This is a genomic window from Streptomyces sp. NBC_01260 (assembly GCF_036226405.1).
GTDB classification, from domain to species: domain Bacteria; phylum Actinomycetota; class Actinomycetes; order Streptomycetales; family Streptomycetaceae; genus Streptomyces; species Streptomyces laculatispora.
In genome coordinates this window covers 4,413,184-4,430,450 of sequence record NZ_CP108464.1, presented here as the reverse complement: position 1 = coordinate 4,430,450, position 17,267 = coordinate 4,413,184, and the positions used below count along the sequence as shown (strand labels likewise).

Here is a 17,267-nt window from a genome sequence, read left to right as displayed (position 1 = left end):
CCTTAACTTCACAAATTTGTGAAAGTAGCGTACGTTCAAAATCATGACGACGGCAATCACCGTGGCCGGACTGCACAAGTCGTTCGGCCGGACGCACGCATTGGACGGGCTCGACCTGACCGTCGAGTCCGGTGAGGTCCACGGCTTCCTCGGGCCCAACGGATCCGGGAAGTCCACCACCATCCGGGTCCTGCTCGGCCTGCTGCGGGCCGACGCGGGCGCCGCCCAGCTGCTCGGCCGCGACCCCTGGCGCGACGCGGTGGAACTGCACCGGCGGGTGGCGTACGTCCCCGGCGACGTCACGCTGTGGCGCAACCTCTCCGGCGGCGAGGTGATCGATCTGTACGGGCGGCTGCGCGGCGGACTGGACGACGCCCGCCGCGCCGACCTCGTGGAGCGGTTCGAGCTCGACCCGACCAAGAAGGGGCGTACGTACTCCAAGGGCAACCGGCAGAAGGTGGCCCTGGTCGCCGCGTTCGCCTCCGATGTGGACCTGCTGATCCTGGACGAACCGACCAGCGGGCTCGACCCGTTGATGGAGGAGGTCTTCCAGAGCTGCGTCACCGAGGAGCGCGACCGCGGGCGGACGATCCTGCTCTCCAGCCACATCCTCAGCGAGGTCGAGTCGCTCTGCGACCGGGTCAGCATCATCCGCCAGGGGCGGACGGTGGAGACCGGCTCGCTGGCCGGGATGCGCCATCTGACCCGCACCAACATCAGCGCCGAACTGGCCGGAGAGCCCAACGGACTGGCGGGGCTGCCCGGGGTGCACGACCTCGACATCCAGGGGCGGCAGGTCACGCTCCAGGTCGACACGGACAAGCTGGACGCCGTCCTCAAATCGCTCTCGGCGTCCGGGGTCCGGTCGCTGACCAGCACCCCGCCCACGCTGGAGGAGCTCTTCCTGCGGCACTACGCGGCGGACACCGGCCAGGTCGCGGAGGTGGCGGCGCGATGACTGCCGTGACCATGACCGCACGGGCCGACGCCGGTCGCCGGACCGGGACCGGACAGCTCGCGGGGACCTGGGTCCTGCTGAGGCTCGCCCTGCGGCGCGACCGGATCATCATGCCGCTCTGGGTGATCGTGCTCGGCGGCTCGTTCTCCTCCGTCGGGAAATCCATCTCCTCGCTCTACGGGACGGACGCCCAGCGCGCCGAGCTCGCCGCCTCGATGAACGGCAACAGCTCCCTGCGGGCGATGTACGGGCCGGTGTTCGACGACTCCGTCGGCGGGCTCGTCAGCTGGCGCATGATCGCCTTCGGCGCCGCGCTGGCCGCGGTGATGAGTCTGGTCGTCGTCGTGCGGCACACCCGGGAGGAAGAGGAGACCGGACGTCAGGAGATGCTCTCCTCGGCCATGGTGGGACGGCGCGCCCCGCTGACCGCCGCACTGCTCGCCGCGGTGGTCGCCAATGCCGCGCTGGCCCTGGTGATCATGGCCGGGATGGCCGGGTCGGGGGCGGGCGGCGCCGGGGCGGTGGCGATCGCGTCGGCCGTCGCCGGAGTCGGTGTGCTGTTCGCCTGCACCGCCGCGATCGCCGCTCAGTTCACCGAGAGCGCCCGGCTCGCGAAGGGGCTGACGGCCGCGGTGATCGGCGCCGCGTTCGTCCTGAAGGCGGCGGGCGACTCCGCGACGGCCGACGGTTCGTCCGTGTTCACCTGGCTCTCCCCCATCGGCTGGGCGGAGAACGTCCGGCCGTACGCGGACGAGCGGTGGTGGGTGCTCCTGGTGATCGTCGCCGCCGTGGCGGTGCAGTGCGCCGCGGCGTACGCGCTGACCGGGCGGCGCGATGTCGGCATGAGCTTCCTGGCGACCCGGCCGGGGCCCGCCCGGGGCCGGATCTCCACGGCGTTCGGGCTCGCCGTGCGGCTCCAGCGCGGTGCGCTACTGGGATGGACGGTGTCGTTCGCCGCGGTCGGCGTCGTCTTCGGCGGGCTGACCGGCGGAGCGGCCGATCTCGTCGGGGACAACGAGAAGACCAGGGAGATCTTCGAGCGGATGGGCGGACAGGCCGGTCTGACCGACGCGTTCCTCGCCTCGATGGTCTCCGTGCTCGGCACGGTGGCAGCGCTGTACATCGTCTCCTCGGTGCTGCGGCTGCACGGCGAGGAAACCGCCGGGCGGGCCGAACCAGTGCTGGCGGGCGGGGTCGGCCGGATCGGCTGGGCGGCCGGCCACCTGCTCATCGCCTTCGGCGGCGCGGCCCTGATCACGGTGGCCGGCGGCCTCGGCCTGGCCGCGGGATACGGGCACGAGCTGCCCGCCGTGCTCGGCGCCTCGCTGGTGCAGCTGCCCGCCGTCTGGCTCCTGGGCGGGGTGACGGTCCTGCTGTACGGGGCGCTGCCGAAGGCCGCCGCCGCGGCCTGGGGACTGGTGGGGCTCTGCCTGGCGCTGGGCTGGATCGGCCCGGCCCTGAACCTGCCGCAGCCGGTGATGGACCTGTCGCCGTTCACCCACCTGCCGAAGCTGCCCGGGGCGGGGATGGAGTGGGGTCCGGTGGCGCTGCTCACCGTGCTCGCGGTGGCCCTGGTGTCCGGCGGTCTGGCGGCGCTGCGGAGGCGGGACATGCTGAACTGAGCGGGGCGGCCCGCACCCGGCCGGTCACAGCTCGACGCGCAGCTCCTTCACGCCCCGGATCACGTACCCCGGATTCCACTCCGGCTCCGCGACCAGCCGCATTCCAGGCGCCCGGCGGAGCAACTCCCCGAAGGACGCAGCCAGTTCCACCCGGGCCAGCGGGGCGCCCAGACAGAAGTGGATGCCCGCGCCGAAGGTGATGTGCGGGTTCTCCTGCCGGGAGAGGTCCAGCGTGTCCGGGTCGGGGAAGCGGGCCGGGTCGCGGTTGGCCGAGCCGAAGAGCAGGGCCACCTCGGAGCCGCGCGGAATGACCGTGCCGCCGATCTCGATGTCGTCGAGCACCCAGCGCTCGAACATCTGGAGCGGGGTGTCGTACCGCATCAGCTCCTCGATCGCGGACGGCAGCAGCCCGTGGTCGGCCCGCAGCGCGGCCAGCTGCCCGGGGTGGCGCAGCAGCGTCCACCAGCCGTTCACCGTGGTGTTGACGGTCGCCTCGTGTCCCGCGTTCAGCAGCAGCACACAGGTGGAGACCATCTCCTGCTCGGTCAGCCGCTCGCCCTCGTCATGGGCGGCGATGAGCGCGGAGATCAGATCCGTACCCGGGTTCCCGCGCCGCTCGGCGATCAGTTCGCGCAGATACGCGGAGAAGTCGAGCGAGGCGCGGACGGCGGCGCGGGCGGTCTCCTCGGACGGGTTGAGCTCGTACATCCCGCAGATCGCCGCCGACCAGGGCCGCAGCGGCGCACGGTCGGACTCCGGGATGCCGAGCATCTCGGCGATCACGGCGACGGGCAGCGGCTCGGCGACCGCCGTGAGCAGATCGCCCCCGCCCTGCGCGACGAAGTCGTCGACGAGCCCGGCGGCCAGCCGCCGTACGGTCGGCGCGAGCTGCTCGACGGTGCGCGGGGTGAACGCCTTGGAGACCAGCCGCCGGATGCGCGTGTGGTCCGGCGGCTCCAGGTCCAGCATCCCCTGCCCGTTGAGCGTCTCGAACGGCTCGTGCTCGGGAGGCGGAGCCGTCCGGCCGAACTCCTCGTGCGTGAACCGGTGCAGATACGTCCGGCCCAGCCGGCGGTCACGCAGCAGCGCGGACACATCGGCGTGGTGCGGCACGAGCCACTGGTCGGTGGGCTCGAAGTAGTGCGCCCGGCCGGTGGCCCGCAGCTCGGCATAGGCGGGATACGGATCGGCGACGAACGCCGCCGACCACGGGTCGAAGGGGGCGGCGGAACCGGAGGCGGCACGCGTGGGCTGGTTCATGAACCGACGCTAACCGGCCACCCGCCACCGGGCCAGCCCTCCCGGGGGCCGCACCCACCCGCCCTCCCGGGGGCCGCACCCGCTTGCAGGACGGCGCGAGCGGCCCGGGCCGCGCAGGCGCTCAGGACGGCGTGACCAGCCGGGCCTCGTAGGCGAAGACGGCGGCCTGGGTGCGGTCGCGCAGGCCCAGCTTGACCAGGATGCGGCTCACATGGGTCTTGATGGTCGACTCGGCGACCACCAGATGCGAGGCGATCTCCGCGTTCGACAGGCCCTGGGCGATGAGGACCAGCACCTCCGTCTCGCGCTCGGTGAGGTCGCCGATCCGGGCGAGCGCGGGCGGGCGCGGGGCGGCCGTGAGCTTGGAGAACTCGTTGATCAGCCGCTTGGTGACGGTGGGGGCGAGCAGTGCCTCACCGGAGGCCACCACCCTTACACCGTCTGCGAGCTGACGGGCCGAGGCGTCCTTGAGGAGGAAGCCGGAGGCGCCCGCGCGCAGCGCCTGGTAGACGTACTCGTCGAGGTCGAAGGTGGTCAGCACCAGTACCTTGGCGTCTCCGTCCGCCGCGACGATCTCGCGGGTCGCCTCGATGCCGTTGAGCTCCGGCATCCGGATGTCCATCAGCACCACGTCGGGGCGGAGCGCCGCGACCTGCGAGACGGCCTCGCGGCCGTTGACCGCCTCACCGGCGACCTCGATGCCCGGCATCGCGTTGAGCAGCACCGAGAAACCCTCGCGGACCATCATCTGGTCATCGACGATCAGTACCCGGATCGTCGCACCCGCGTCGGTCGTCATGCCTGCTCCACGGGGGCGTCGGAGGGGGTCTGCTGGACGGGGATGAAGGCCGCGACCTCGTAACCGCCGTCCGCGGTCGTCCCGGCGGTCATCTCACCGTTCAGCATCCCGACCCGCTCCCGCATCCCGGTGATCCCGTGCCCGGCCCCCTGCGAGGGTTTCACCGGGCCGGTCGGCGGGCCGTTGACGACGCGCAGTCCGAGCCCGCCCAGCACATAGCCGATCTCGACCTCGGCGGTGGCGCCCGGCGCGTGCCGCAGGGTGTTGCTGAGGGCCTCCTGGATGATCCGGTACGCCGACAGCTCGACGCCCTGCGGCAGTTCGCGCACCGCGCCGGTCACCGTCTTCCGCGTCGTCAGGCCCGCCTCGCCGACATTGGCGAGGAGGCCGTCGAGCTCGGCCAGGGTGGGCTGCGGCGCGTCCGGCACCTCGTAGCCCTCGGTCCGTACGACACCGAGCACCCGGCGCAGTTCGGTGAGCGCCGCGACGGCGTTCTCCCGGATCGTGATGAACGCCTGCTCCAGCTCGGGCGGCGGATTCTCCACCCGGTACGGGGCGGCCTCGGCCTGGATCGCGACGACCGACATGTGGTGGGCCACCACGTCGTGCAGTTCGCGGGCGATGGTGGTGCGCTCCTCCAGCAGCGTGCGCCGGTCGCGCTCGACGGCGGTGACGGTGCGCTGCACGGTGACCTCGCGCTCCGCCTCCCGCCGGATCTGCACCAGGCTCACGACGAGCAGGGCGAACGCGGAGGTCACGGCCATGGCCGCGGTGTTCGACGAGGTGTCCCAGCCCAGGTTCTCCAGGAGCGTGCCGAACAGCAGGGTCAGGCCCCACATCCAGGCGGCGGTGCGCGGCCGGGTCCGGGCCGCGACGACGACCAGCACGACCAGGTGGGAGAAGAAGATGCTCGGCCCCCACAGCTCGTCCACGCCTCCGAAGACCGCGCTCACCGGGGTCAGCGCCATCGACATCCAGAAAGCCCCGACCGGCCTGACCAGCGTCATCGCGATGCAGGCGGCGGGCAGCAGCCCGGACAGCAGGACACCGGCGTTGCCGGTGCGGGAGAACCCCGTCATGAACGCGATCAGCGCGGCCCCCAGCACCACCGCGTGCGGCGTCCACCCGGCACCGGACCGGAGCCGCTCCGGCAGCCGCCGGGTCAGCGGCCCGTCGGTCCGCATCGGCGGCAGCGGGCGGTAGGCGAACGCGTCCTGGATGAGGGCCTGCCGCAGGCCGCCTATGGCCCCTACGGCCATCCGGAGCTCCGGGTTTCTGGTCTTGGTCTCGGTCACGCTTCCACGGTAGGCGGCACGGCGAGCGGGGTCGTCAGTACAGATACGGATCCTGGACCGTCCGTCGCAAGTACTACCCGGGTCCGCCGCCGGCCGCGTACCGCGGGTTCACCAGGCCAGCTGGGCGATCTCCTCGGCCACCACCGCGCACGCGTCGGCCGCCGGATCGATCAGCGGGAAGTGCCCGACGCCGGGCAGCAGGGTCAGCCCCACGGTCTCCCCCTCCTTCGCGGCCGCGTCGACGAACGCCTCCACGACGGCCTGCGGCACCGTGAGGTCCGTGGTGCCCTGCACCACGGCGGTCGCGATGCCGGTGGGCAGCAGCAGCGCCGGGTCGGCGTGCGCGCTCCGTGCGGCGAAGTCCTCGTCGGTCCCCAGGAACTGCCCGATCGCGCCGGAGCACACATCCAGTTCGACCGCGCGGGTGAAGTCCGCGATCGGTGCGAGGGCCACCACGCCGCGCAGCGCGGGCGGGCGCGGCAGCCGCCACGGCGAGCCCTCCGGCAGTACGTGCCGGGCGGCGGCCCACAGGGCGAGCTGCCCGCCCGCCGAGTGCCCGGTGACGACGATGCGCCGGGCGTCCGCCGCGGGCAGCTCCCGCGCCAGCAGCTCCGGCAGCGCGTCCATCGCCGCCGCGACGTCGTCAAAGGTCTCCGGCCAGCGGCCGGCGACCGGGCCAGAGCCGCGCTGCTGCGGGATCTCGCTGCCCCGCCGGTACTCGACGCTGGCGACGGCGAACCCGCGCCGGGCCAGGAATCCCGCGAACGGGGACACGTGGAGCCGGTCGTACGGCGCCCGCCACGCCCCGCCGTGCAGGACGACCACGACGGGCGCGCCGGTGCGTCCGTCGTGCGGGGCGTAGAAGTCGATCGTCTGGTCCGGGTGGCTGCCGTAGGCGGCGGAGGCATCGGGGGCGACCACCGGATGCGAGAACGCGGACTCGGTCTCGGCTGCGTCCTGATCACGCGCGGCAGAATCCGACATGCTGCTCCAACCGTCCCCTGACAATGCCCAACTGGGCTGACCTGCGGGGACGGTATCAGTATGGAGCCGTTCCCCGCCCCGGTGGCGGTCACTGGGGACGCCCGCCCGGCCGGGTCGCTAGTAGGACGGGTCGTACATCCCGCTCCGGAGGTCGGCGAAGAAGAAGATCCAGGGGCTTTCCCTGGAGTCCTCCTCGGAGAAGACCAGCGGGTCGAGGCCGGCGAACTCCTCCAGTATCCCGTCGGCGAAGCGGTCGAGTTCACCGTGCGGCGAGAGGACGACGGGGCCGGTCCGCTCGCGTTTCATCCGCAGCTTGCGCCGGTGCAGCAGTTCCAGCATGTGCCGGAGCGAGGAGAGGTCCGTGTGCACCGGACGGAAGTCTCCGACGAAGAGCGCCATCCGGTCGGGGTAGGCGTGTACCGTGCCGTCGCCGAGGTGGAGAAAGAGGTACCAGCCCTGGACCGAGCCGAAGAGCAGCAGATCGCCGAAGTCCAGCTCCGCGATCTCGACCACCTCGCCGAGGCCCACCACGCTGCTCGTCTCGACCACGCAGTCGTCCGCGGCGAGGGGCGGGGCCATCCGGAAAGGGCCCTGCGGAAAACCGGCTTCGCACAGCACCCGGAGGTCCTCCCGGCGTCGCACCACATCGGCGAGGACCGCGCGCGAGGCCCTCACATAGCCGGCAGGGCAGCTCCCGCCGTCACCGTCACCGCCAGGGTGGATATCGAAGATCATGCGGTGCAACCCCTCGCCGCCGACGGCCGTCGCACGCCATTCTTCCCACTCCCGGGTGGGCCCGGAACCCGTCCGGCGACCGGGGCGAGCCGGTCGCCGGACTGACCAGGGAGCCTACGCCGCCGGAGCGGCCAACACCTCGGCGAGCAGCCGCGCCGCGCGTTCCGCGTCGGCGAATCCCACGTACAGCGGCGTGAATCCGAACCGCAGCACGTCCGGGCGGCGCAGATCCCCGACGACTCCGCGTGCGATGAGCGCGCCCATCACCGGTTCGGCGTCCTCACACCGCAGCGCGACCTGGCTGCCGCGTTCCGCGTGGGCGGCCGGGGTGACCGGGGTGACGCGTCCTTCGGGGACGTACGCCGCGACGCACTCCAGGAAGAAGTCCGTCAGCGCCAGGGACTTGGCCCGTACCGCCTCGACCCCGACCCCGTCCCACACGTCGAGGGACGCCTCCAGGGCCAGCATGGACAGGATGTCGGGGGTCCCGACCCGGCCCCGTACGGCGCCGTCGGCGGGCGCGTACCCGGGGGTCATCGCGAACGGGTCGGCGTGCGACGTCCACCCCGGCAGGGGCGAGTCGAAGGCCGCCTGATGGCGTGCGGCGACGTACAGGTACGCGGGCGAACCGGGGCCGCCGTTGAGGTACTTGTACGTGCAGCCGACCGCCAGGTCCACCTCGTGCGCGTCCAGCCCGACGGGCAGCGCGCCCGCGCTGTGGCACAGGTCCCAGACCGCGATCGCGCCCGCCGCGTGCACGGCGGCGGTGAGTCCGGGCAGGTCGTGGAGCCTGCCGGTGCGGTAGTCGACGTGGTTGAGCAGGGCGGCCGCGGTGCGCGGACCGAGGGCGTCAGGCACATCGGCGGGGGCCACGGGGACGATCCGGTGACCGGTCATCCGGGCGGCCGACTCGGCGATGTACCCGTCGGTGGGGAAGGTGTTCGCGTCGACCAGGATCTCGTCGCGGCCCTCCGGCGCCAGCCGGGTCGCGGCGACGACGGCCTTGAAGACGTTCACGCTCGTCGAGTCGCCGACGACGATCTGCCCCGCGGCCGCCCCGACGATCGGGGCGATGCGGTCGCCGATCCGCTCCGGCGCCGTCCACCAGCCGCTCTCGCCCCAGGACCGGATGCGCAGTTCGCCCCACTCGCGGGTCAGGACGTCCTGCAGCCGGGCGGGCACGTGGCGGGGCAGCGCGCCCAGCGAGTTGCCGTCCAGGTAGACGGTGTCGTCGAGCGTGAACAGCTCGCGCAGCGGCGCCAGTTCGTCGGCGGAGTCGAGCGCCTGGGCGCGCTCCTGAAGATCAGACATGGCTGCGAGCCGTCCAGAGCTCGGGGAACACGTTCTTCGTGGCGCGCTTCTCCAGCCAGGCGACGCCGGCCGAACCGCCGGTTCCGGTCTTGGAGCCCATGGCCCGCCGGGTGGCGACGAGGTGGTCGTTGCGCCATCGCCACACCAGCTCGCCGACATCGGTGAGCGCCTCGCCGAGCCGGACCAGGTCGTCGTTCTGGTCGGGGTTGGCGTATATCTCCGCCCAGACGGCCTCGACCTCGGGCGACGGCTCGTACTTCTGGCTGAGGTCGCGGCCGAGCACGGCCTGGGGCACGGCGTGGCCGCGCCGGGCGAGCAGCGCGAGGGTCTCGTCGTACAGCCCCGGCTCGCCGAGCGCCTTCTCCAGCTCGGCGTGCACGCGGGGCGCGCCCCGGTGCGGCACGAGCATGGACGCGGACTTGTCGCCGAGCAGGAACTCCATCCGCCGGTACATCGCCGACTGGAAGCCGGAGCCCTCGCCGAGCGCGGACCGGTAGGAGTTGAACTGGGCGGGGGTGAGCTGGGCGAGCGGCGTCCAGGAGGCGTTCAGCGCCTCCAGCTCCCGCACCGACCGCTTCAGCGCGTCGCGCGCGACCGGCAGCCGGTCCTCGCGCAGGGCGTGCGCGGCCGTCTCCCACTCATGGACGATGACGGTGAACCAAAGCTCCATGACCTGGGTGGTGACCAGGAAGACCATCTCGCCCGGGTCGTCGGAGCGAAGGTGCTGGAGGTGGGTCAGGACATCCGCCTGGACATAGTCCTCGTACGGAGTCGTTCCCGCGAAGTCGAGGTGCGGGGTCTGCGCACCGGTGGCTTCGGGGTCGGGGTGAATCGTCGACATTGCTGTCTCCTCGACACGAGCTTCCGGGTAGCGGTCCGCCCCTTCCGTGAGGTGGTGGAGCTCCGGTCCCCTGCTCGCATCCTAAACGCCTGTCCCGGGGACGCGCAGACCCCGCAGGCAGTGGTACGTCTGCGGGGTCTGCGCGGCAGGGGCCCGACGGGCCCCGGAAAGTGCTAGCCGAGCGTCTCGGCGGCGGTCGGTGAGGAGTCGCGGAGGAACGACGAGCAGCGCTCGTACTCCTCCTGCTCACCGATCGACTGCGCGGCGCGCGCGAGGGCGTGCAGGGCGCGCAGGAAGCCGCGGTTCGGCTCGTGCTCGAACGGCACCGGGCCGTGGCCCTTCCAGCCGGCCCGGCGCAGTGCGTCCAGGCCGCGGTGGTAGCCGGTGCGGGCGTATGCGTACGACTCGATGACCCGGCCGCCCTCGAACGCCTCGTCGGCAAGCTGCGCCCAGGCCAGCGAGGAGGTCGGGTACTTCGCGGCGACTTCGGCGGGCGCGACGTCCGCCGCGAGCAGCTCGCGCGGTCCCGGGTCGTCGGGCAGGTGGGTCGGGGCAGGGCCCCCGAGCAGGTTCTCGTGGATCGACATGGGTCCAAGTGTGCCTGGCACCGGCGCCGCCGGGGCACCAAGGGCGCACAATGCCCGCCCGGGACGTTCACGGGTCGTCCGCCTGGCGTGCCGCTTCCGGGGCCGGCTCCAGCGGCGGGGCGGCAACGCCGCAGTGCACCGCGCACTCGGGACGGGCGGTGTCCCGTACGGCCGTGGGGGGCGTGCGCACGGTCGACCAGGCGATCAGCGCGCCAAGGACCAGCAGCCCGGCGCACATCGGCATGGCGCGCCGGAAGGTCGCGGCGAACTCCCCGGCGTTGCGGTAGGCCTCCGGCCCCATCCCGGCGAGCAGCGGCAGCGCGGCCACCGCGATCAGCCCGGCGGCACGGGCCGCGGCGTTGTTGATCCCGCTGGCGAGGCCGGCCCGGCCGGTGTCCACGGAGGCCAGGACGGTCGCGGTGAGCGGGGCCACCACGGTGACCAGTCCGACGCCGAGGACGGCGACGGCCGGCAGCACGTCGGTCAGGTACCCGGTGACGGTGTTCGAACCCGGCCCCACCCGCAGCATCAGCAGCATTCCGGTGGCGGCGATCAGCGGGCCCACGGTGAGCGGGATGCGGGGGCCGATGCGCTGGCCGAGCTCGCCCGACCTGGCCGAGAACAGCAGCATCAGGACGGTCGTCGGCAGCAGCGCGGTGCCGGCGCCGAGCGCCGAGTACCCCGCGACGACCTGGAGCTGGATCGCGGAGAGGAAGAAGTAGCCGCCGAGCGCCGCGTACACGCAGAGGGTGACGATGTTGACGGTGGTGAACTGCCGGGAGGCGAACACCGACGGCGGCAGCATGGGGTACGTCCGCCGCCGCTCGACCTGGACGAACGCGACGCCGAGCAGCACCCCGCCGACCGCCGCCCCGATCACGGCCGGGGAGGCGCCCAGCCCCGGCGCCTCGATCAGCGCGTACGTCACCAGCGCGAGGGCGAGCGCGCCGAGCGCCGCCCCGAGCACGTCGAAGCGGCCGTGCGCGTAAGGGTTCCGGGACTCCGGCACGTGACGCAGGGCGATGGGCGCGCAGACGGCGGCGAGCGGCAGGTTGAGCAGGAACACCCACCGCCAGCCGGGCCCGTCGACGAGCCAGCCGCCCACGAACGGCCCGACGGCGGCCCCGACCCCGCCGAACCCGGACCACAGCCCCACCGCGCGGGCCCGGTCGTCCGGATGGAAGCTCGCCTGGATCAGGGCCAGTGACCCGGGGGTGAGGAGCGCCCCGCCGACGCCCTGGAGGGCGCGGGCGGCGATGAGCACGAAGGCGTTGGGCGCGATGCCGCAGAGCAGCGAGGCGAGGGCGAACCACACGACCCCGATGACGAAGACCCTCCGCCGCCCGTACCGGTCACCGAGCGCCCCACCGAGCAGGATCAGCCCGGCGAGCGTCAGCATGTAGGCGTTGACGGTCCACTGGAGTGCGGCCAGGTCGGTGCCGAGGTCCTCGCCGATACGGGGCAGGGCGACGTTGATGACGGTGGAGTCGAGCATGGCCATGCTCGACCCGAGCACGGTCGTCAGGACGACCCAGTGCCCGGCGGCGGAGGCGACACGAATCCCGGGCCCGTCCGCCTCACTCTTCTCCATGCCCCCAGCATCAACGCCGACCGCCCCCGGGGCCACCGGGGGAACGGAACAACTCAAGCCCCTCCGGCCAACTCAAGCCCCTCGCGCAATCCACCTCAGCCACGCAGCTCAGGCCCCTCAGCCGGCCAACTCAAGCCCCTCCGGCGATTGAGGAGCGGGGGTCCGGGGGCAGCGCCCCCGAAACGGCCCATGCCCCGCACCCCAGCACCCCCGCTACGCGGCCACCCGTACCGCCTCCACGCCCCGGATCAACGCCGCCAGCCCCGTCTCCACCTTGCTCCGCGCGCACCCCACGTTCAGCCGCACGAAGCCCTCGGCCCCGTACACGCTCCCCGGCATCACCGCGACCCGCTCCCGCTCGATCAGCACCCGCTGGAGCGCCTCGTCGTCCTCGACGCCCGCCTTCCGCAGGTCGATCCAGGCCAGGTAGCCGGCCTGCGGCGGTTCCCACCCCAGCTCGGGGAAGGCCGCGTTCAGGCGTTCCCCGACCAGGGCCAGGTTCCCGGTGACATACGTGCGGACCGCGTCCAGCCACGCCCCGCCCTCCCGGTACGCGGCGATGTGCGCGGTCAGCGAGAGCACCGCCGGTGAGGCGAGCCCCTCCGCGGTCTGCATCCGGCGCAGGAACTCCGTCCGGTCGGCGGGCCGTCCGATGATCCCGTACGAACCCGTCAGTGCCGGGAAGTTGAAGGACTTCGACGCCGAGGTGATGACCGCCCAGCGCCCGTCGCCCGCCACCCGCGGCCACGGCACGTGCCGACGTCCGCCGTGCACGAAGTCCGCGTGGATCTCGTCGCTGATCACCGCGACCCCGTGCCGCGCGGCGAGCAGGGCCAGCTCCGCCAGCTCCGCCTCCGTCCACACCCGCCCCGTCGGATTGTGCGGCGAGCAGAGCAGGAGGACCTTGCTGTCCTCACGTGCGAGCTCCCGCTCCAGCGCGGCCGCGTCCCCCAGCGGCACCCCCCGCAGCTCCCGCCCGAGCCCGGTGACCGCCTTGCGGAAACCGTCGTAGGTGGGGGTGTGAACGACGACGCCGTCCCCCTCCGCCGTCCACATCTGGAGCAGCTGCGAGAGCTGGCTCAGCACAGAGGGCGCGTACACCAGCCGGCCGGTGTCGATCGTGGTGCCGTACCGCGTCGCGTACCAGTGGGCGATCGCCGACGTGAAGTCGTCCTGCTGCCAGTCGGTGTAGCCGAACACGCCGTGGTCGAGACGGGACCGCAGGGCGGCCAGCACCTCGGGGGCCGTCTCGAAGTCCATGTCCGAGATGGTGAACGGCAGCAGCCCGTCCACCCCGAACCGGTCCGCGACCCCGTCCCACTGGACGCACCAGGTGCCGCGGCGGTCGATGACGGTGTCGAAGTCGTAGGACGTGCTCACAGCTGTTCCCTCGGATCGTTCCTGCCGGGTACGGACATGCCGTGGGCCCGGCACCCCAAGGGATACCGGGCCCACGCACACATCCGTACGGGACTACTTCAGCTTGGTGCCGGTGGACCGCAGGTTGGCGCAGGCCTCCGTGACGCGCTTGGCCATGCCCGCCTCGGCGGACTTGCCCCAGCTGCGCGGGTCGTAGACCTTCTTGTTGCCGACCTCGCCGTCGACCTTCAGCACGCCGTCGTAGTTGCGGAACATGTGGTCCACGATCGGGCGGGTGAAGGCGTACTGGGTGTCGGTGTCGAGGTTCATCTTCACGACGCCGTTCTCCAGCGCGGTGGAGATCTCCTCGGCGGTGGAGCCGGAGCCGCCGTGGAAGACGAAGTCGAACGGCTGGCTGCCGGCCGGCTTGCCGTACTTGGCGGCGACACCCACCTGGAGGTCCTTCAGGAGCTCGGGGCGCAGCACGACGTTGCCCGGCTTGTAGACGCCGTGCACGTTGCCGAAGGACGCGGCCAGCAGGTAGCGGCCCTTCTCGCCCAGCCCGAGCGCCTCGGCGGTACGCAGCGCGTCGTCGACGGTCGTGTACAGCTCGTCGTTGATCTCGTGCGTGACGCCGTCCTCCTCACCGCCGGTCGGGGTGATCTCGACCTCAAGGATGATCTTGGCGGCGGCGGCCTTGGCCAGCAGCTCCTGGCCGATGGAGAGGTTGTCGGCCAGCGTCTCGGCCGAACCGTCCCACATGTGGGACTGGAACAGCGGGTTCTGACCCTTGGCGACGCGCTCCGCGGAGACCTCGATCAGCGGACGCACATACGTGTCCAGCTTGTCCTTGGGGCAGTGGTCGGTGTGCAGCGCGACCGTGATGTCGTACTTGGCGGCGACGATGTGCGCGAACTCGGCCAGGGCGACAGCGCCCGTGACCATGTCCTTGTTGTACTGGCCGCCCAGGAACTCCGCCCCACCGGTGGACATCTGGATGATGCCGTCGCTCTCGGCCTCCGCGAAACCGCGCAGCGCAGCGTGCAGGGTCTGGGTCGAGGTCACGTTGATGGCCGGGTAGGCGAACTTGCCTGCCTTCGCCCGGTCGAGCATCTCGGCGTAGACCTCGGGGGTTGCGATGGGCATCTGTCCGCTCCTTGGGATGTGCGGGTGTGCGTTGCTGGTTCCCTGACCTGGGGGCGACGTCATCGTCGCCCCCATCTTCCCAGACTCTGGGTTCGGCTCCACCCGGCGCACTCCCCCATCGTTCGGGGCCACCGGTTGCGGACATACGACAAGGGCGGCCGGTTTCACGTGAAACCGGCCGCCCTCAAAAGAAACCGCAGGTCAGGACAAGTCAAGGTCCGCGACCGAGTACACATGGACATACGGGAGCCCCGCCTCGGCGATGGCCGGAGCCGCGCCCCGCTCCACGATCACGGCGACGGCGACGACCTCGCCACCCGCCTCACGCACCGCCTCGACAGCGGTCAGCGGCGAGCCACCCGTCGTCGAGGTGTCCTCGACGACCAGGCAGCGACGGCCCTTGACCTCGGCGCCCTCGATCCGGCGCTGCATCCCGTGGGCCTTCTGCGCCTTGCGGACGACGAACGCATCCAGCTCCTGACCGCGAGCGGCGGAGGCGTGCAGCATCGAGGTGGCGACCGGGTCGGCACCCAGCGTCAGCCCGCCCACGCAGTCGAAGTCCAGCTCCGCGGTCGCGTCGAGCATGACCTGACCGACCATCGGAGCAGCCTTGCCGTCCAGCGTGATGCGGCGCAGGTCGATGTACCAGTCGGCCTCCAGGCCGGAGGAGAGCGTCACCTTGCCGTGTACAACGGCCTTGTCCTTGATCTGCTGCAGCAGCTCAGCGCGTACGTCTGTCATGGCTACGAGGATAAGGCGCCCGGCACCGGCCCGTTCGCGCGGCGGCGGCCCGTACGCGCACCTCCACCGGCTCGGAGGCCGTCGGCGGCCTCGGACCGGGCGGCAGCCGCTCAGAGCCTGCGCCAGCTCCAGGTCGTCGCGATCTCCAGGGGTTCGATCGGGGTGACGTAGCGGGGAGCGGTGTTCAGTCCGTTCGGCGGACCCGACTGCGGCTCCACACAGACCGCCTCGGCCTGCTCGTCGTAGACCACGACCCACTCGGTCCGGCTCTTCACGGTCAGCTCCAGCTGCTCCGGCCAGGTGAGGGTCACATCGACGCCGTCGGGCATCCCGAAGGCGTCGTCCCACGGTCCGTCCAGAGGCGGAATCCGGCGGCCGGTCGGCAGATGGTCCTCGCCCCGCTCCTCCTGCCAGGCCGCGTCGAAGCCGATCCGCACGTCCTCGCCGCCGAGGCTGCGCCGGAACCAGGGGTGCCAGCCGGCCTGCGCCGGGAAGGAGTCCCCGTACGTCTCGATACCGAACGCCAACGTGACCGAGTCCTCGGCCAGTTCGACGGTCTGCGTCACCCGGCCCGGGTACGGCCAGGGGGCGGCCAGGTCGTAGTAGAACGAGGCCTCCGTCCCGGTCTCCCGGGCGATCTGCCAGGCCGTGTCACGGCCCGTGCCGTGAATGGCGTGCGGCGGGGCGGTCAGCGGCATCCGGTGCAGGACACCGCCGTTGCGGAACTGCCCGTTCTCCATCCGCCCGCACCACGGCACCATCGGGAAGCAGCCGTACCGCTCCCCCTGCCGCAACAGTTCGGTACCACCGATCCGCAGGCTGCTGACACGGCAACCGTTGGCGGGGTTCACGGTCAACTCTGCGTCGCCGACGGACAGCCGGACGTCCTTCTCGCTGCTGCTCACACGACGACACTACTGGCGCGGCTACCTCCGGCGCCGCAGCGCCCGGCCCACCACCACGGCGGAGGCGATGGCGAGGGCGGCCGCCGGGGCCACCCAGCGGAGCGTGGCGCCCGCACCGGTCGAGTCGGGCGACGGCACGGGGGCGTACCGGCCGCGCGGCGGGGCGTGGTCGACCTCTTCGGCGCTGCGCCCGATCATGGTGCGCCGGGCATGTGCGGCCTCGGCCGGAGGCCCGTCCGGGACGGTGAACTCGATCCCGGACACCGGGTCCAGTGAAGGCGGCGGCACCGGGGTGTCGAAGACCGAGGCCCTCTCCGGCGGCTGCTCCCCGGCCGGCGCCTCGTCGGCGGCGGCGTCATGCGTGGTCGGGGCCTCCTCGGCACCGGTGCCGTCCGCCTCCTCCGCGGCCTCCTCGATGGCCTTCTCCACCGCGTCCCCGACGGACCGCTCCTCGGAACCGGCCACGGACGCGGACCCCGCGGCGTCGTCCACGTCGGCCCCGTCGTCCCCCGCGCCGTCCACGGGGTCCTGGGTCCCCTCGTGCGCGGCGAGCGCCTCCGTCACCAGCTGCTGTACGAACCGGTCCAGCAGGCGGTGGGCCGCGGTGAGCGCCGCCGTCGAGTCCAGCTCCACCAGGCGGCCGTCGCCGCCCACCGTGCCCTCGAACCCGATCGCCGTACCGCCGTCCCGTTCCGTCAGGCGGACGGTCAGGGCCAGCTTCGCCGAGCCGGTGCCGCGCGCCTCCGCCCCCTCGCCCGTCACGGAGACGCCGTACGCGGTGTCCCCCTCCGCGACGCCCGTCAGCGCGGTGAGCCGCAGCGCGCCCCGGTAGGTGATGGTGTGGCCGCCGACCCGTACCTTGAGCCGGCCCGCCAGCGGGCCCGCGGACGCGTCGGCGTCCTGCTGGAGCCCCGGCACACAGCGCGCGACCCGGGCAGGATCGCCCAGCGTCCGCCGAAGGACAGGGACCGGAACCGGAACGAACACCTCATGCTCCATGGAAACCGAGCCTACTCAGCCCCGGGCATCACGTCACCGCTTCCGCCCCTCCGGAGCCACCGCCACCGCCCCGTCCCGTACGGCCCACGGCTCCCCGTGCCGGTCCCGCCCGTACGGCTCACGGCACTCGCTTC

At 72.4% G+C, this 17,267-nt stretch carries 16 protein-coding genes; 2 read left to right on the top strand and 14 right to left on the bottom strand.

Going from position 1 to position 17,267, the window contains the following annotated elements; genetic code table 11:
• Positions 1-43 precede the first annotated feature (43 nt).
• Both OG322_RS19790 and OG322_RS19785 read left to right on the top strand, forming a co-directional pair.
• Positions 44-958 carry an ABC transporter ATP-binding protein gene (locus OG322_RS19790; RefSeq protein WP_123460179.1) on the top strand — a complete coding sequence of 305 codons (915 nt, stop codon included), beginning with the start codon at positions 44-46 and terminating at the stop codon, positions 956-958.
• Positions 955-2,580 (top strand): ABC transporter permease, encoded by a 1,626-nt coding sequence (locus OG322_RS19785; RefSeq protein ID WP_329306751.1) that lies wholly within the window; start codon positions 955-957, stop codon positions 2,578-2,580. Before OG322_RS19790 ends, OG322_RS19785 begins: the two co-directional genes overlap by 4 nt.
• A 24-nt stretch (positions 2,581-2,604) precedes the next feature.
• Here the strand turns inward: OG322_RS19785 and OG322_RS19780 are convergent, their stop codons facing one another.
• The 14 genes from OG322_RS19780 to OG322_RS19715 all read right to left on the bottom strand — a co-directional run bounded on the left by OG322_RS19780 (position 2,605) and on the right by OG322_RS19715 (position 17,133).
• Positions 2,605-3,840, bottom strand: a complete 1,236-nt coding sequence (locus OG322_RS19780) for a cytochrome P450 (protein ID WP_124284429.1) — start codon at positions 3,838-3,840, stop codon at positions 2,605-2,607.
• A 121-nt stretch (positions 3,841-3,961) separates the two neighbouring features.
• On the bottom strand, positions 3,962-4,639 hold the full coding sequence (locus OG322_RS19775; protein ID WP_123460182.1) for a response regulator: 678 nt from the start codon (positions 4,637-4,639) through the stop codon (positions 3,962-3,964).
• Positions 4,636-5,934: a sensor histidine kinase gene (locus OG322_RS19770; protein ID WP_123460183.1), complete on the bottom strand. Its 1,299-nt coding sequence runs from the start codon at positions 5,932-5,934 to the stop codon at positions 4,636-4,638. Before OG322_RS19770 ends, OG322_RS19775 begins: the two co-directional genes overlap by 4 nt.
• A gap of 108 nt (positions 5,935-6,042) precedes the next feature.
• A complete protein-coding gene (locus tag OG322_RS19765) occupies positions 6,043-6,918 on the bottom strand; it encodes an alpha/beta hydrolase family protein (protein WP_123460184.1) in 876 nt (291 codons plus the stop codon).
• 117 nt (positions 6,919-7,035) lie between these two features.
• Positions 7,036-7,653 carry an SUKH-4 family immunity protein gene (locus tag OG322_RS19760; RefSeq protein WP_329306750.1) on the bottom strand — a complete coding sequence of 206 codons (618 nt, stop codon included), beginning with the start codon at positions 7,651-7,653 and terminating at the stop codon, positions 7,036-7,038.
• Between the two features lie 114 nt (positions 7,654-7,767).
• Positions 7,768-8,964, bottom strand: coding sequence for a kynureninase (gene kynU, locus OG322_RS19755; protein WP_123460186.1), 1,197 nt, complete (start codon positions 8,962-8,964; stop codon positions 7,768-7,770).
• Positions 8,957-9,805: a tryptophan 2,3-dioxygenase family protein gene (locus OG322_RS19750; RefSeq protein WP_123460187.1), complete on the bottom strand. Its 849-nt coding sequence runs from the start codon at positions 9,803-9,805 to the stop codon at positions 8,957-8,959. The genes kynU and OG322_RS19750 overlap by 8 nt, the downstream gene beginning before the upstream one ends.
• A gap of 173 nt (positions 9,806-9,978) precedes the next feature.
• A complete protein-coding gene (locus OG322_RS19745; RefSeq protein ID WP_123460188.1) occupies positions 9,979-10,392 on the bottom strand; it encodes a DUF3151 domain-containing protein in 414 nt (137 codons plus the stop codon).
• A gap of 67 nt (positions 10,393-10,459) precedes the next feature.
• Positions 10,460-11,983 carry an MFS transporter gene (locus OG322_RS19740; protein ID WP_123460189.1) on the bottom strand — a complete coding sequence of 508 codons (1,524 nt, stop codon included), beginning with the start codon at positions 11,981-11,983 and terminating at the stop codon, positions 10,460-10,462.
• A 213-nt stretch (positions 11,984-12,196) separates the two neighbouring features.
• Complete coding sequence (locus OG322_RS19735; protein ID WP_123460190.1) at positions 12,197-13,363, bottom strand: MalY/PatB family protein; 1,167 nt, start codon at positions 13,361-13,363, stop codon at positions 12,197-12,199.
• A 93-nt stretch (positions 13,364-13,456) separates the two neighbouring features.
• Entirely contained in the window at positions 13,457-14,488 is a 1,032-nt protein-coding gene (gene fbaA, locus OG322_RS19730; protein WP_329306749.1) for a class II fructose-bisphosphate aldolase, read from the bottom strand.
• 201 nt (positions 14,489-14,689) lie between these two features.
• Positions 14,690-15,229 (bottom strand): orotate phosphoribosyltransferase, encoded by a 540-nt coding sequence (gene pyrE / locus OG322_RS19725; RefSeq protein WP_123460192.1) that lies wholly within the window; start codon positions 15,227-15,229, stop codon positions 14,690-14,692.
• A 110-nt stretch (positions 15,230-15,339) separates the two neighbouring features.
• Positions 15,340-16,134: an aldose epimerase family protein gene (locus tag OG322_RS19720; RefSeq protein ID WP_123460193.1), complete on the bottom strand. Its 795-nt coding sequence runs from the start codon at positions 16,132-16,134 to the stop codon at positions 15,340-15,342.
• Positions 16,135-16,155: 21 nt separating this feature from the next.
• On the bottom strand, positions 16,156-17,133 hold the full coding sequence (locus OG322_RS19715) for an SRPBCC domain-containing protein (protein WP_329306748.1): 978 nt from the start codon (positions 17,131-17,133) through the stop codon (positions 16,156-16,158).
• Positions 17,134-17,267: the final 134 nt, after the last annotated feature.

Bases quoted from the DNA above. Each gene is read 5' to 3' on its own strand.
- OG322_RS19790 (WP_123460179.1), top strand. From the start codon at position 44: ATGACGACGGCAATCACCGTGGCCGGACTGCACAAGTCGTTCGGCCGG.
- OG322_RS19785 (WP_329306751.1), top strand. From the start codon at position 955: ATGACTGCCGTGACCATGACCGCACGGGCCGACGCCGGTCGCCGGACC.
- OG322_RS19780 (WP_124284429.1), bottom strand. From the start codon at position 3,840: ATGAACCAGCCCACGCGTGCCGCCTCCGGTTCCGCCGCCCCCTTCGAC.
- OG322_RS19775 (WP_123460182.1), bottom strand. From the start codon at position 4,639: ATGACGACCGACGCGGGTGCGACGATCCGGGTACTGATCGTCGATGAC.
- OG322_RS19765 (WP_123460184.1), bottom strand. From the start codon at position 6,918: ATGTCGGATTCTGCCGCGCGTGATCAGGACGCAGCCGAGACCGAGTCC.
- OG322_RS19760 (WP_329306750.1), bottom strand. From the start codon at position 7,653: ATGATCTTCGATATCCACCCTGGCGGTGACGGTGACGGCGGGAGCTGC.
- kynU (WP_123460186.1), bottom strand. From the start codon at position 8,964: ATGTCTGATCTTCAGGAGCGCGCCCAGGCGCTCGACTCCGCCGACGAA.
- OG322_RS19750 (WP_123460187.1), bottom strand. From the start codon at position 9,805: ATGTCGACGATTCACCCCGACCCCGAAGCCACCGGTGCGCAGACCCCG.
- OG322_RS19745 (WP_123460188.1), bottom strand. From the start codon at position 10,392: ATGTCGATCCACGAGAACCTGCTCGGGGGCCCTGCCCCGACCCACCTG.
- OG322_RS19740 (WP_123460189.1), bottom strand. From the start codon at position 11,983: ATGGAGAAGAGTGAGGCGGACGGGCCCGGGATTCGTGTCGCCTCCGCC.
- fbaA (WP_329306749.1), bottom strand. From the start codon at position 14,488: ATGCCCATCGCAACCCCCGAGGTCTACGCCGAGATGCTCGACCGGGCG.
- pyrE (WP_123460192.1), bottom strand. From the start codon at position 15,229: ATGACAGACGTACGCGCTGAGCTGCTGCAGCAGATCAAGGACAAGGCC.
- OG322_RS19715 (WP_329306748.1), bottom strand. From the start codon at position 17,133: ATGGAGCATGAGGTGTTCGTTCCGGTTCCGGTCCCTGTCCTTCGGCGG.